The organism is Paenibacillus sp. 01T431, assembly GCF_056398625.1.
In genome coordinates this window covers 1-14,306 of the sequence record NZ_JBFTPT010000024.1, presented here as the reverse complement: position 1 = coordinate 14,306, position 14,306 = coordinate 1, and the positions used below count along the sequence as shown (strand labels likewise).

The 14,306-nt window shown below is 41.2% G+C and carries 11 protein-coding genes and 2 pseudogenes; 3 read left to right on the top strand and 10 right to left on the bottom strand.

Annotation, left to right across the window (positions count from 1 at the left end; all coding sequences use genetic code 11):
* Window positions 1–68: 68 nt before the first annotated feature.
* From AC1DM9_RS30190 to AC1DM9_RS30165, 6 genes are all read right to left on the bottom strand, one after another.
* Complete coding sequence (locus AC1DM9_RS30190) at window positions 69–2,468, bottom strand: hypothetical protein (RefSeq protein WP_477583769.1); 2,400 nt, start codon at window positions 2,466–2,468, stop codon at window positions 69–71.
* 78 nt (window positions 2,469–2,546) lie between these two features.
* Window positions 2,547–4,151: an extracellular solute-binding protein gene (locus AC1DM9_RS30185; RefSeq protein WP_477583767.1), complete on the bottom strand. Its 1,605-nt coding sequence runs from the start codon at window positions 4,149–4,151 to the stop codon at window positions 2,547–2,549.
* A gap of 45 nt (window positions 4,152–4,196) precedes the next feature.
* A complete protein-coding gene (locus AC1DM9_RS30180) occupies window positions 4,197–5,093 on the bottom strand; it encodes a carbohydrate ABC transporter permease (RefSeq protein ID WP_076271526.1) in 897 nt (298 codons plus the stop codon).
* Window positions 5,094–5,123: 30 nt separating this feature from the next.
* Window positions 5,124–6,074, bottom strand: a complete 951-nt coding sequence (locus AC1DM9_RS30175) for an ABC transporter permease (protein WP_339203897.1) — start codon at window positions 6,072–6,074, stop codon at window positions 5,124–5,126.
* Between the two features lie 170 nt (window positions 6,075–6,244).
* Window positions 6,245–7,957, bottom strand: a complete 1,713-nt coding sequence (locus AC1DM9_RS30170) for a sensor histidine kinase (protein ID WP_441880902.1) — start codon at window positions 7,955–7,957, stop codon at window positions 6,245–6,247.
* Window positions 7,958–7,960: 3 nt separating this feature from the next.
* Window positions 7,961–9,514, bottom strand: a complete 1,554-nt coding sequence (locus tag AC1DM9_RS30165) for a response regulator transcription factor (RefSeq protein ID WP_477583764.1) — start codon at window positions 9,512–9,514, stop codon at window positions 7,961–7,963.
* A 122-nt stretch (window positions 9,515–9,636) separates the two neighbouring features.
* Here AC1DM9_RS30165 and AC1DM9_RS30160 point away from each other — a divergent pair.
* A pseudogene (locus AC1DM9_RS30160) lies at window positions 9,637–9,849 on the top strand (IS3 family transposase); the annotation flags it as partial.
* 334 nt (window positions 9,850–10,183) lie between these two features.
* On the opposite strand, the pseudogene AC1DM9_RS30155 reads toward AC1DM9_RS30160, so the two are convergent.
* Window positions 10,184–11,092, bottom strand: a pseudogene (locus AC1DM9_RS30155) (MFS transporter); the annotation flags it as partial.
* Window positions 11,093–11,104: 12 nt separating this feature from the next.
* Window positions 11,105–11,248 (bottom strand): hypothetical protein, encoded by a 144-nt coding sequence (locus tag AC1DM9_RS30150; protein WP_441880900.1) that lies wholly within the window; start codon window positions 11,246–11,248, stop codon window positions 11,105–11,107.
* Window positions 11,249–11,554: 306 nt separating this feature from the next.
* Between AC1DM9_RS30150 and AC1DM9_RS30145 the strand changes: the two genes are divergently transcribed.
* Together AC1DM9_RS30145 and AC1DM9_RS30140 are read left to right on the top strand one after the other, a co-directional pair.
* Window positions 11,555–12,826: a helix-turn-helix domain-containing protein gene (locus AC1DM9_RS30145; protein ID WP_477583761.1), complete on the top strand. Its 1,272-nt coding sequence runs from the start codon at window positions 11,555–11,557 to the stop codon at window positions 12,824–12,826.
* A gap of 75 nt (window positions 12,827–12,901) precedes the next feature.
* Window positions 12,902–13,075 carry a hypothetical protein gene (locus tag AC1DM9_RS30140; RefSeq protein WP_441880898.1) on the top strand — a complete coding sequence of 58 codons (174 nt, stop codon included), beginning with the start codon at window positions 12,902–12,904 and terminating at the stop codon, window positions 13,073–13,075.
* A gap of 170 nt (window positions 13,076–13,245) precedes the next feature.
* Here the strand turns inward: AC1DM9_RS30140 and AC1DM9_RS30135 are convergent, their stop codons facing one another.
* Entirely contained in the window at window positions 13,246–13,512 is a 267-nt protein-coding gene (locus tag AC1DM9_RS30135; RefSeq protein WP_477549849.1) for a hypothetical protein, read from the bottom strand.
* A gap of 113 nt (window positions 13,513–13,625) precedes the next feature.
* On the bottom strand, window positions 13,626–14,195 hold the full coding sequence (locus AC1DM9_RS30130; RefSeq protein ID WP_477583759.1) for a hypothetical protein: 570 nt from the start codon (window positions 14,193–14,195) through the stop codon (window positions 13,626–13,628).
* Window positions 14,196–14,306: the final 111 nt, after the last annotated feature.

Genomic DNA, 14,306 nt, shown 5'->3' with positions numbered 1-14,306 from the left:
GTTTCCTGCAAACTTGCTTCCTCCAAAGAAGACCGTTCCCCTATTATGTATAGGAAAACGGCCGTCGCTTAATTTACTACTTCTTCCCGTTCTCCCCAAGTCGTCACTCTGACGCTAACTAGAGGCTTCGGATCGCCTTCGAATTTACAACTGAATGATAGCGGCTGTCCACCCGCTCTTACGATTGGCGCATCGGCGGAAGCATGAATGGTTCTTAGCAGATTCCAGTTCTGATCGTAAACTTTACCGATTCTGTCACCTTCACAAACGAGATATTGATTCACGAAAATTTCTGTATCAAACGTCATATAAACACCGTTCGTATAAAAAGTTGGACGTTTAATCGAAGCATCATCGTTACCATATGAAGGAATGACACGCAGCGTAAATTTAAGCGGTTGATCCGCATATCGGTTGAAATGCGTCCAATCTGCTCCCCCTGGCTGACCTGGCTGCAGCTCCGCCGGGTTGCAAACGAGCGGTTTTGAGATATGGACAGGGTATAAATTCCACTTCCCTTCACCTGAAGCTTCCAAATGCCAGTCGCTTTTCGGGTCCTTCAACCGTTCCCGTTGTTCGGATGTGAAGGCGCCGGCTTGTCTTGCTGTCTCCCACTCGCGCACGGATGTGAATACCGACTCGATGTTACCGTTTCGCCCAAGCACCTGCATATCCGCAACTAAAGCAAAACCAGCGTTGAAACCTGCCGCTTTCGATAATACCCACTCTATTTCATCAGGTGACGTCGCTTCGAACTGATCGGAAGCAGAACGAACAAGAAACCATCCAAGCATTGACGGAATGAAGTTACGGGCAAAATACCGCTGGTTGGTAAGCCGCCATTCAAGCTGCCCTTCACGTGTTGCAGCACCCCAAGGCTCGCCCCAGTTGAACCTTGTGAATACATGCCACAAATAGTTCGGAACGACAATGCTAGCATCGTTAATAACTTCTTCTCCCCAACCGTCATAACACATTTTCACAAAACGATTCACTCCATACCCGTCATGACCTGTTGCATAGCAGCCTTCCAAACCATCAAATGATATTTGCTTCAAGCCCGTTTTCATAAATAGATCGTTGATACGGACGCAATATTCGTCCTGCAGCTCAATGTTCGGGAAAAATACATCGTAAGGGTGATCCCATAGTCGACCTATAATCGTACCACTTTCATGCGTCGCGATGGTTGTTCCATTTGCTCCACGCTTAACGCCTGTCAGCTTCCAAGGCGCGCTTTCTGTAACTCCATCATATTCTATTTGTTCACTTCCGATTTGTGCTGTATGCCGGAACAAATGTAGTTGAAACGGCGCGGGATCATCAACCTCGATACAATCTGCTTCTAAGTCAACCGTTGCAACTAATCGCGACATGCCTGCCATTTGCAGCCTTTCATCCGGCACTGGCGTTACATAGGAATCATTTAATGTCGTAAAGTTGGATAGTGTATGCACGCCGACATGAACACCCTCACCTTCTGCCATTGCCACAGAAGACTTTAAACCCTCATCCCCATTCGGGAAGCTTTTGGGCTTCAGAGTGAAATGTCCCCAATTGATGAATGGATCGGGATGATACACGTATTTAAGACCAGCCATCTTTGTAAAACGTACGGCTTCGGACATTGTAGATTCGGAAAAATCCGTAATCAGGTAGGATTGGTTTGCCATAGGCGATATTTTACCCCAGACCCCTTCAATCAAAGGATGAGGCAGTCCTTCTCCAATCTCAATCGCTTCAATCGTCTCAAGCACATGCTGTAACTCACAACCGAACAAAGCAATACTTGTTCCAACGATTGATGCGTCGTCCCCACTTATGGGCGCTACTTGAACAAGCGGTAAGTTCCATGCCGGACGACGAAAGCTCTTCAACCGATTTCTGGCAAATGCCTGCAGCAGGCTTCCTTCGCTTGTCGGCCATGCTGCGCAAACATCATACTCGAATTTACTATCGGATATTTGCGGACTGTCAGGATCCGGCTTTACGTTCCCGTTGTCCGAATAACTTTGCTGCACATTTTCCAATCGATCGAGCTCGATCGGCCACCCTCCGACAGTCTTGATATTCAATGCCTGAAGGCCGATCGCGAAATGTCCATTATGAACGACACCTACCGATTCACCGATCGAACCGGCAACCGTTGTCATATACGGCCCCCATATGACCCCATCCACATCGGCGCCTTCAATACGCTGAATCTCAAATGTCGCATACTGCGATTCTTCTGCTATCAATACATCGACCACAGCACCGCTATCTGCAAATTCAAATGTTATTAGCCCCAGTACCGCGTTGAAAGATGCCTTCGAAGGCACTTCCATTCGACCATCGATCACAATGCGTATAAGCACAGTAGTCTGCGAAGTTGATGCATACGCATGATCCCTGCTATCGTTCATAGCTGTGATTTGACCTTTTTCGTTCAACTGCAATTTTAAGGCACCAGCGTTTATGGTATACATAGTTCTCCTATCTCCCTGCTGCATAATTTTTCATTTAAGCGCATTCTTAGATCGATAACTATCTTTTCAAAATGATTATCATTTTAAATTGTCGTCATATACTTGTTGCGCTTCGTTTAACACATCATTGCCGCCCATCTTTTTCCATTCAGCTACAAAACTATCGAATTCGCTCAGCGGTTTGCGACCCGTAATAAAATCTATAAAATTTTGCAGTGTATACTGTTTCAACTTATCTTGCGTTTCATTGTAGATGGGCTTGTTGAATGGTGCTAGAATATCAATATTTCTCGTTCCCTTGGCACGTGTATCCTTCGCAAGCTGACGCAGACTTTCTTCAGATGTATATGACGTTTGAAAATCGTAGTCATTGAACGAGCCTGCCATCGAGTAACCGCCAAGCCCTATTTTTTTGCGTTCTTTCTCGTCTGTATATGGAGCGATGAATTCAACCGTTCCTTTGTCGCTCTTATTCCAATGGACACCTTTCTCTCCAAAGTTCATTTTTTCATAAATTTCCGGATCAAATTGGCTAGCTTCGAAAATTTGCATGTATTTAATCAGTTTTTCCTGGTCTTTTTCTAAATGCTTACCGAACATAACACCCGATGCAAAGGCTGGGTTGTACTGTGATATGCCGTATTTCCCATCGGGTCCCTTAATTCCGCCTTCAATTGCAAAATTAAAGCCCGGGTACTTCTTAGCCAGCTTGTCATACCACTGTTCTCCACCAAGGAATGCGTTGCCCGGCAAGAACGCCCACCAATAATATTCAATCGCTCCTATTTTGTCCGTAAGCACTTTGTCTTCAACATTATTACCTTTATTAACGACAAATTCGGGATCAATTAATTCATTTTTATACCAACGATTCAGAACTTCAAGCGCTTGCTTCGCGCCTGGTTCAATTTCTCCACGGACGATTACTCCATCTTTCTCACGGAATATATTAGGATAAGCATCATATGCGCCAAACACGGAGCTGAAAATAGATTCGATATTTTCACCTGCTGCAGTGATGCCATACGTATCTTTTTTGCCATTGCCGTCAGGATCCTCGTTCCGGAATTTCGTCAATGCAGCTTCCATCTCATCAAGCGTTTCCGGTGTTTTTGTTATGCCTACTTTTTTCAACCAATCTTCACGAAAACCAAGCTGTATACCGTCGATACCAATATCCCAGATGACCGGTAATCCATAGATTTTTCCATCTCTTCTTATATACTTAAATGGATCTTCCCCAAGGTAACGTTTAAGCCACTCCGTATATTTCGGCATATTTTGTTCAATTAATTGTTGCGGAATTTCAGCGGCAACATCCTGTTGGAGAAATTTATCGTAATCCGTAAACGATGGCTCTTTCCACCAATCTGGAATTTCACCAGAGGATATAAGAAGGTTCAGTTTTTCTTTCATCGCTTCCCTGGTTGATGCAATACTTTCCAAATCGACGTTGTACTTCTCTTTCAGTGCATTTAATCCGACAGAGTCTGTCGTTTGATTCTCATCTAAATTCCAAAACATCAATTTCATTTTTTTATTCGTCGCTTCTCCACTGACTGCCGATTGTTTATTACCATTATCAGTCTGATTACCCGAGGAATCATTTTTGCCGCATCCCGCCATGATCGACATCAGCATGACTGTGGATAGCCCTCCTAGCAATATACGCTTTTTCATCATTTCAACCAGCCCTCTCTGTTTATGAAATATTATCTATTAGGGGGGTTACCCTTTAATAGCACCAATCATAACGCCTTTGACAAAATACTTTTGGATAAATGGATAAACGACCAGCATTGGAATGATCGAGAACATGACAACCGTGGCTTGCAGCTGTCTTCCCGAAAACTCTGTTGTTTTACCGATATTTTGAATGACGCTGTTAATATCCGCCATGTTGTTCTGGATAATAATTTTGCGTAAAACAATCTGCAGTACTTGCTTATTAGGATCTGAAATGTAGATCATGCTGTCAAACCATGCATTCCAGTGACCCACACCTACCCATAAAGCAATCGTAGCCAGAACTGGCTTCGATAATGGTATGACGATCTGAGTAAATATCCGCAAGTAACCTGCACCATCCACACGTGCCGATTCTTCCAGTTCTTCCGGAATCGAACGAAAAAAATTTCGCATAATCAACACGTTAAACGCACCTATCATACCTGGAATAACAAGCGACCAAATCGTATCAAGCATATTCAGCTCCTTAATAAGCAGATACGAAGGAATCGTCCCCCCAGCAAACAACATCGTGAACAAAATCATGCTTGTAAACGATCGGTTGAAGGGAAGGTCTTTTTTTGCTAATGGATAGGCGGTTATAGCCGTGAAAAATATAGATAATATAACACCCAGCGCGGTTCGAATAATCGTATTCCAGTATCCCGTCCATAGCGCATCGAACTTAAAGGCCAGCTTGTAGCTCTCGAACGTGAGCTGTGTCGGCAACCATATGAAGCCTGATGAATAGGCAGCACTGTCTGCTCCTGCGCCATCTAAAGAAATCACGACCTGCGTCCAAAAGGGATACAATGTGATAAAGATAATACCTGCCAGAATGAGATACAAAAAGACGTCGACTATTTTGTCTGCCGTTGATTTTTTTATGTTAATCATCGTTCTCGCTCCCTCGTCTAATTAAGAAAATTACCATATGGCATGCTCCTTGCCGCCGATCCATTTCACTATCTTATTTACGATAACGATCAGGATCAAAGCAACCACGGATTTGAACAATCCAACGGCCGTCGCGTAGCTATAGTTCATCTCAATTAAACCTTTACGATACACATAAGTATCGATTATGTCTGAAACGTTATACACTTTGACATTATACATATTGAATATTTGATCAAAACCCGCATCCAAAATACCGGACATTGATAAAATAAGCATAATGGCTATAACGGGCGCAAGCATTGGTATAGATATATAAACCATCCGTTTAAACCGGCCAGCTCCGTCGAGTACAGCAGCTTCGTACAACTGCGGATCGATACTCGAAATGGCTGCGAAATAGATAATTGAACCCCATCCGAAACCTTGGAAAATACTCGTCGCCACAAGTATGGTGCGGAAGTAGCGATCATCCGCCAAGAATAACATCGGATCGCCGCCTAATAGTTTTACAATGCCATTGATAGGACCGTCCAAGGAAAACAACGTAAAGAATATCCCAGCCATGACAACCCATGATATAAAATGAGGTAAATAGGACACAGTCTGAGCTAACCTCTTGAATTTCATATTAGAAATCTCACTCAATAACAATGCAAAAATGATGGGTACCGGGAAACCAAACACCAGCTTGCTTAAACTGATAATTAATGTATTTTTCAACACAGTGTAGAAATACGTGTCGTTCATGATCTTTTCGAAATGATGAAGTCCAGCCCATGGACTTCCGATGATGCCCTGTGTAATTTTAAAATCTTTGAATGCCAACAATACGCCGTACATGGGGAGATAATGAAATAGAATGTAATAGACAACTGCCGGAATCATCATAATCAGCAGCACACGGTATTGTTTATATTTTTTTATCTTCTCCCTCCTCAGCACCTGTTTCGTGCTAATTGCCCTAATCGTATCGCTCATTGCTTATCTCCTCCTTTTTGTAAGCGGTTCCATTGTGCTAAAGAGAATATATCATAGGAAAGTTATTTAATAATTATCAAATATTTTAGAAATGATGCAGTTTATTACGGAGTTAAAAAAACCCGTCCGGCTAGCCGGCGGGCGAAGTTGAATTTGGGAGAATAAGTTGTTTATACTGTGGAACTATACAAGCTTTGTGGAATAACGATGGTCATAACTGTACCATAGCCAAGTCGACTTTGGATGGAGATGCCGTATTTAGTGCCGAACCGCAGTTGCAGACGCTCGTTGACATTTTTGAGGCCATATCCTGTCGATTGCATCGTAAGTATCGTATCGATCATCTCCTTCTCCATACCTGGACCGTTGTCTTCAATCGCGAAATTGACCGTCCCTTTACCAAGCCAGGCACTAACATACAGTAGACCCTTTCCATTATTTTTCTGTTTGATACCATGCTTGATTGCATTTTCTGCGAGCGGTTGAAGAATTAAATTTATTGTTGAATAATCGTTAACCTCCTCATCGATCTTATAAACCACATCGAAGCTATAATCACCCATAACCTGAATAATCTCAATATAGGATTTGATATTTTCCAATTCGTTACGCACAGTAATAATATTGTTGCCTTGATTAAGAGCCGTCCGATAAAATTTCGACATCGATGTAACGACATGACTAATTTCCGGCGCATCGTTTTTGAGCGCCTTCCAATTGATGAATGAGAGCGTATTGTATAGGAAGTGAGGATTGATTTGCGATTGCAGCGCTTTCAGCTCTGCCTCTTTCTGAATGATTTTACTTCGATAGGTTTCATCGATCTGTTCATTAAGCCGATTAAGCATCTTGCCGAACCGATTAGTCAGTTCGCCGATTTCATCCCTGGCCTCACTTTGAACCTGCAAATCCAATTCTCCCCATTCGACCCGCTTCATTATCGCATTAAGTGAGAATATTCGTTTGATAAATGTTTTGGAAAAGATCGAAATAATGATCAGCAAGCTGACAATACAAGCAAGGATCACGATTAGCGTCGCATTAATGATTGAACCTGCGTTATGGGACACAAGCGCTGCGGGTACGAAACAATAGACCGTCCAATTAGCCTGCACGATCTTCTTCTTGACAAGAAACATTTCCGTTTGACCGGTGCGTACCGTCCCCTCATTCATTTTCATCATTTCTTTGAAGTCAAAGGCAATCAACTTTGCACTTTGATTCGCATATACGATTCGGTTATTGCCATCAGAGATAATGACAGCATACTCCTGATCTAGATCGGTAATGTTTTTGAAGAAACTGTTCTCATTAATTCGCATATAGACCATATTCGTATTGGGCTCTTTGAGAGTTTTTGGGAATTTATGAATGACAAACAGTTCGTTATCCTCATATTTCCATAGCGGTTCTATCCCCTTCATAGCTTCGTTGTACCATGGCTTCTCATTAACCCGTTTATATGAGACTACTGAATCGCCGAATTCTGGAACAGTGCTTTGCGTGTAAAAGGTTATTTTCTCAATGTCCTTGTCAAGGTTCATCATCATGATAAAATACGGATCCAAGAAATCTTTCAAATCCCGTGAAAGATTGACTAAGTCAATATAATCGTTGGCTACAATCTTCTGAAACATCTTAGTAAATACAATCGATCGAATCGCATGATTGTAACGTTCAACCGAATTGTCAATATTCTGAGTAACGGTATTCACATTCTTATCAATCCCTTGCAGTGCCTGCAATTTGAGCATGTCCTTTGATTGGTTGTAGGCGTATATGCCAAGCACCATAATAGGAATGATAATAACGATTAAATAAGAAAGAAATAGTTTTTGATTAAACCGTAAACGATTGAACAAACCATAGATCAGCCGTTTCATCGTTTATGCCTCTTCTCTGTATTTGGAAGGCGTTCGACCAAAATGATTTTTGAATAACGAGCTGAAGTAGGAGAAGTTGTTATAACCAACATCCTGGCCGATATCGATAATTTTACGATTGGTTGTTATAAGCAGTTCCTTTGCCTTTTCCATTCGGTGCACGGTCATGAACTTATTAAGGCTTATCCCTTTCTGTTTCTTGAATAGATGGCTCAAATAACTAGGAGATAAATAAACCCGCTCCGACAATAATTCCAATGACAAGTCAGCCTGATATTCGTTCTCGATTATTCGGACGACTTCATCGATCGCTTTGGAGGTCGCTTCCAAATTTGTTTCGCAGAAAGACTCGTTTTCCTTTAGAATACGCAGTACTACTTTACGCAAATCGCTCAACTTTACCGTTTTATAGATGTCCTCCAAACTATGCTTGAATCTATCGTTATTCTTTTTTATAGAGGCATTGAATGCAGCTTTGACAATTTCGGTGCACACATATTTTACATAGATAACCGTTAAATGCTCACTGTTTTGCAGAGCATCAAACAGTTGCTCGACATACAGTTGCGCGATATCATACCGGTTATGCTGAATATTTTGCGTCAATTGCGTTAACACATCATTTACTACTGCTGTCATATCGCCCTGAGCAAATGATGTGCGGTTTGCCAGCATCACCGTACCCTCATCGAAAAAGAACTTGTTTTCCAGCATCGTTTCCATTTCGTGAAATTGTTTGTGGAGCTGCTTTACATCATCCATCAATCCGCTGATCACAACACAAATATCATTATCGTACATATACTGGAATATCCGGATCAATTGCTGGCCAAGCTCCGTTATAGCTTCCAGCGACTCGTCGGGGGCTGTTTCCAAGAACAGCAACGCTTGAAACTCATTCAAGTGAATAAAATCGACGTTGCGATGAATGAGTTCGCCCAACTGCTCTTCGATATCAAGATCAAGCCGATCGAAAAAACGTTTACGAGAATCCAGCATACACATCCGCATGTAAGGATACTTATCGAACCTGCCGGTAGGCACCTTCAGATCTCGTTTGTCATCCGTCTCCTCTGACTTGCTGAGTATAATATCGGTAAGCTGCTTCTGCTTTTCGTATCTGACTTCCTTCAAATAGGCAGCTTTTAGTTTTTCCTGCTGAACCTTCAATTTCAACGCTTCCTCGCACAGTTCGATGACCTCGGTCATATTTTTAATAAATTCGCTAACCTGCACAGGTTTTAATATATAATGGATCGCCTTCAGATCGATTGCCTTCTGTGCATACTCAAACTCACCATAGGCGCTCATAAACATCGTTTTGATAGGCTTACCAAGCTCACGAACCTTCTCTGCAAGCTGTAATCCGTCCATCCCGTTCATCCGGATATCGGTGAGCAAGATGTCAATATCATGACTTTCGATATACAAGAGAGCGCTTTCACCACTGTCAGCTTCAAAGATCTCCAAATGCAGTCCGTATTTATCAACGAGAAACCTAACGCCGTCCCGTTCGAACTTGTCATCATCAACAACAAGCATTTTTAACAAGTACATCACCACATTTCGCCAGAAATATTTTCAATGGGAGTTTACCAGTAACTCAAGCTATTTATATACCAATACAGTACTATACTTTCCAGTTCATTAACAAACAGATCTTTACCAACCAGATACCCGACAAAGGTAACTGCTGTGATAACACCGTCATCCAGAGCATCTTCGGCACAATGAAACCTGAATTTCTTTATATAAATGAATTTGAAAGTATTGAACATTTTAATCATGAACTATCAAAATATATCGATTACTACAATAACAAGCGTATTAAGACAAAATTAAAAGGAATGAGTCCGGTACTGTACCGGACTCATTCCCAGAAAATCGCCTAATAAAATAACCTGTCACACTTTATGGGGTCACTTTAATACCTCTACTCAGCTTTTTAATTATCATTTCATTCCTTAATCCTAAAGAATTATGCAAAAAAATACAATTTCAATTTTCATTTACTAGCCTATGGAGCAGCATACTTCCTATTATACTACGGAATGAAAATGTAAATAAACACAATAATGCTAATGCATTCCTAGCTTCACATGATTAAAGAGTCAACCTCCGAATAAAGCCAAACAAGCTGACGCCGTAAAAATACCGGAGCCAGCTTTCAGTACATTGCGTTTTTGAATTATATTTTAGCTGTGGCCTTGTCCCCTCCCTGCCTATTTATATGTTTTTAGCTGCTTCTAACTCTTTTACAATTTGCGGGAATTGCTTATCTAATTTATAGAAGTAGAGAATAACGGCCATGAGCGCACTAATGATGATCGGCAAATAAATGTACATGAACAGGATTGAGGAACGAGCGGATTCGCTAATATGCTCCTGACCACCAACATAACCTCCAAATGCGAGCATCCAACCGACTATCGCGGCGCCAAGCCCGCTGCCTGCCTTTGAGCCGAAGCTTCCAGCGCTGTAAACTAAACCTTCTGTTCGCATGCCTGTTTTCCATTCTCCATAATCTACGGTGTCTGCAAGCATCGCGAACATCGTTGCAGCTAATGGAACGCCGCCAAGTGATTTGATCACCGACGCGACGATTACGATTTTAATGCTAGTTGGATCAATAACCGTAATCGCTGCTCCCAAAATCGTGATGGCTAACCCTAGGAGTGAGGAATTACGTTTACCGAACCTTTTAATAATCGGAGCAACAAACAGCAAGCCAATTAACAACGGGATAAAGGAAATAACGCCAAGAATGAACATCAATTCAGCATTTCCTAAAATATACTGCGCGTAATAAATGTTAACCGCTGTATTAACCGACGTCATAATAAAGCTTAGAATCATGAAGACCACGAGCAGCGCCCAATATTTATTGCAGAAAAGCGCTTTCAAAGAGCCGCTAAGAGGGACCTGATTTTGGACTACTGCTGGCTTAACTCTCTCTTTCGTCGTACGGAAAGTAATCAAGAACAACACCGCTGCAATCGCACCATAAATAGTAAACGTCATCATCCATCCCTGTTTGCCGCCACCGAATGCATTTACGATGGGAACCGTCATGGTCGAGACGAGCACCGCGCCAAAGATAGCCATCAACATACGGAATATGTTAAGCAAAGATCGCTCATAAGGATCTTATGTAATCAATGAATTCAACACACCATAAGGAACGTTCGCTCCTGAATAAATAATGTTGAGAATGAGATAGGTCACGTAAGCGTAAATATCTCCAACGCCATACCCAAGCTTCTCCGAAAATGAAAGTTTAGTCTGTTCCATAGTAGCAACCTCGATTGTATAATTATTTTTGTCCGTTTAGTTGGAGGAGAAGCTGTTCGACCATTTCATCTGAAAAAGCACCTTTAAATGCCAAACATCCAAGCCAGAGTACATATCTGCTTTTTCTTCCAATATCATTTGTGAAACCATTTTCTTTATGTCAAAATTCTTTTTGAATCATCCTTAAATAAACTCACAAACTGTGAAGCGTTTTCATTTTTTACTACTCACTCATTATAGATGATCAAAAAAACGGAAATATGGTATGATTATTTGAATAAAAGTAAATTTATTTGGAGGCATTAGATGGAATTTAATCCTTCCTTTTTAGCTAAATTACTTCATGAGAGCTTGCAGCTGCCTGTTTATTGGTTGAGTGCGGATGATCCAAGCGGGCAGGAATATTTCGAATCCAACGCTCCTATCCCATTTTCCGCCTTACAAAATCCAGAATACTTCCGGCAATTAATAAAACGAACCTGGGATAAGACTTTTCCCGTTATACAGACAACGGAGTTTGAGGAATTTTTTATCGTGCAGCCCGTTTATTCGAATTTGAAGCGAGTAGGAACCATTATTATAGGTCCCTCAATTGATTATGTTCCTTCCGAGGAAACTGTTCGAAATCTCATGAATGATAATAATATTCCCAGAAAACTCCATCCAGCTTGGGTTGAATATTTGCGCAGTCTCCCTCTTGTTTCCAAGCAGAGATTATTTCACATTGGCATCATGGCACATTGGATTGTCAATCAAGAGGAGTTAGCATTAACGGATGTTCTTGAGTATAATTTCCGGTTGGACCAACGTTTTTTGTCAGAGGAAGCTATCGAGCTGTCGATGTCTAATATGAAGGAATTTTCTAATMTTCACACGAGCCAGGAATTCGAACAGATATTATTACGGCATATTAAGAACGGCGATAAAGCTGCACTTAAGAATCTATTCGTAATGGGTGTAATTGGGGAGGCAGGCACACTATCCAAACGAAGTCATTTGAGAAGCCGCAAAAATATTGCCATCTGCGCAATTGCTGTAGCCGTTCGAGCGGGTATGGAGGGTGGACTGTATACTGAGCTGGCATATCGCTTAAGCGATACTTACATTCAGCATATCGAGGATTTAACGGATGTTCGCTCGGTTGAAACCGCGATGATAGACGCCTTCTTAGATATTACGGATCGCGTTAGCGAGAATCGGAAAGGCACCGTTTCTAAGCCAATCGCGAAATGCCGCGAATACATTTTTAATCATTTATATGATGCGATTTCTATCTCTGAACTGGCTGAGCTGACTGGACTTAACGGTACCTATTTATCCACCCTTTTCAAAAAAGAAACAGGACTCACGATCAGTCATTTCATCCATCAGGAGAAAATAGAAGAAGCTAAGAAGCTGCTCGATTTCACAAGTGAATCGGTCTCAACCATCGCTACTCGTTTGAACTATTATGACCAGACTCACTTTATTAAATCGTTTAAAAAACATGCCGATTTCACACCTAAGCAGTATCGTGATCGAAAACGGAATGGAGATAAAAAGCCCATAAAAATATCCCCTCCAAGTTCACTTTCTTGAGCGACCGTTTAAAGGGGAAGTGCGCGGGCTGCGCAGTCAGTTCGCGTGAATGGATCAGTTGGAGCCATTGCAGCTATGCAAAGAGAACTGCTCTACGTTATTGAGTTTACGATAGGGCAAGAGAAAATCACCGAGGTTGATTTAATTTCTATCCTCTCTCGAACGGCTGCTAACCTTAATGGTCAAAAGCAATTTGCCCCTCTTTACTGCCAGCAACACATTTCGTTCCCAAAACTCAGCTGGCGGTAGAAAATAAAGCATTAGACTGGGTGTCTTTATTCCACGCTGATTCTCAATTGTAATATCGTCAGACTTCATACAATAAGTTTTAGACTGACCTCAGAAATTGAAACAGCGACAGCCAAGGACAAAAAATAAAGTCCTAGACTATCGCTGTTTCATTGAACTAACGTTCCTCGTTAGTTGAAGAAAGTATTGTTATTACGATCAGTTATTTTAAATGCCTGATTTAAGCAACTTAGATGGTCTAGCTTCACACCCATCATATCATTGAACACTCTGTATATAAGTTTTGCTAAATCTATTTCATTTGTACATGTTATAGACTTTTGTGCAATCTGATTGATCTCAATATCATACTCGTTCTGTGGAGCACCTCCAGCTAATAGACCGATAGGATCCCAATTGTTAATCACTTCAGTTAAAAGCTTGGTACTTATTTTCACCTTTTATCACACCTTATTTGGCAATCAATCTAGTAAAAATATTCTATAATTTGCTCTACAATCCTGCCCGTTTGCTTAATAATGAACTGAATATTTACAGGCATCCAAAGATACTATTGAACCTGATTAGCTAAGTCTATTAGGTCGGACTCATCTAATTTATAATTACCTAACTGAATATGGTATCCGTTTATATAATAAATAAATCGAGCCAAAAACCCATTTTCACTTTTCCACCAAATTGATTGGCTGGTCTCGTCCTCTTTGTAATATGCTTGTTTCCCATTTTCAAGTTCAATGGGTTGCTTGCCTTGCTCAGATACTTTCTCTGGTTCATCAATAACCTTACTCAAGATATAGCTTATTTCTTGCGTGGTCTGCTTGTTTTTATAATGAAAAACATATTGGTGAAGTTCATATGGATCATCAATTGATATCTCCGTACGAACTTCATTAACTTCAAATGGAAATCTAAACGGTTCATTGAAATCATAACGCATCATTGGGATACTTCTTTCTTTGTTTGGATTGTGACCACTGCATCCACTTATTAAAATCATCAATATTAGAAAAACAAGAGAAATACTCCTCATTATTTCACCCCTTGTTACATTAACGTAAAAGGAGGCATTTTGTTGCGCTAAACTGCCCGTTAACATTCCTGTAGGTGTTAGTAGATTCAATTTGCAGTAAAACGAACGCCCCGCTAGGATGAGTATGTACTGGGTTGGAGCCCTCAGAACTCACCTTAGGAGGCGTTATTATGAAGTCTAGACTAAGTCTAGACTAACTAA

Bases quoted from the DNA above. Each gene is read 5' to 3' on its own strand.
- AC1DM9_RS30190 (WP_477583769.1), bottom strand. From the start codon at position 2,468: ATGTATACCATAAACGCTGGTGCCTTAAAATTGCAGTTGAACGAAAAA.
- AC1DM9_RS30185 (WP_477583767.1), bottom strand. From the start codon at position 4,151: ATGATGAAAAAGCGTATATTGCTAGGAGGGCTATCCACAGTCATGCTG.
- AC1DM9_RS30180 (WP_076271526.1), bottom strand. From the start codon at position 5,093: ATGATTAACATAAAAAAATCAACGGCAGACAAAATAGTCGACGTCTTT.
- AC1DM9_RS30175 (WP_339203897.1), bottom strand. From the start codon at position 6,074: ATGAGCGATACGATTAGGGCAATTAGCACGAAACAGGTGCTGAGGAGG.
- AC1DM9_RS30170 (WP_441880902.1), bottom strand. From the start codon at position 7,957: ATGAAACGGCTGATCTATGGTTTGTTCAATCGTTTACGGTTTAATCAA.
- AC1DM9_RS30165 (WP_477583764.1), bottom strand. From the start codon at position 9,514: ATGTACTTGTTAAAAATGCTTGTTGTTGATGATGACAAGTTCGAACGG.
- AC1DM9_RS30150 (WP_441880900.1), bottom strand. From the start codon at position 11,248: ATGGAACAGACTAAACTTTCATTTTCGGAGAAGCTTGGGTATGGCGTT.
- AC1DM9_RS30140 (WP_441880898.1), top strand. From the start codon at position 12,902: ATGCAAAGAGAACTGCTCTACGTTATTGAGTTTACGATAGGGCAAGAG.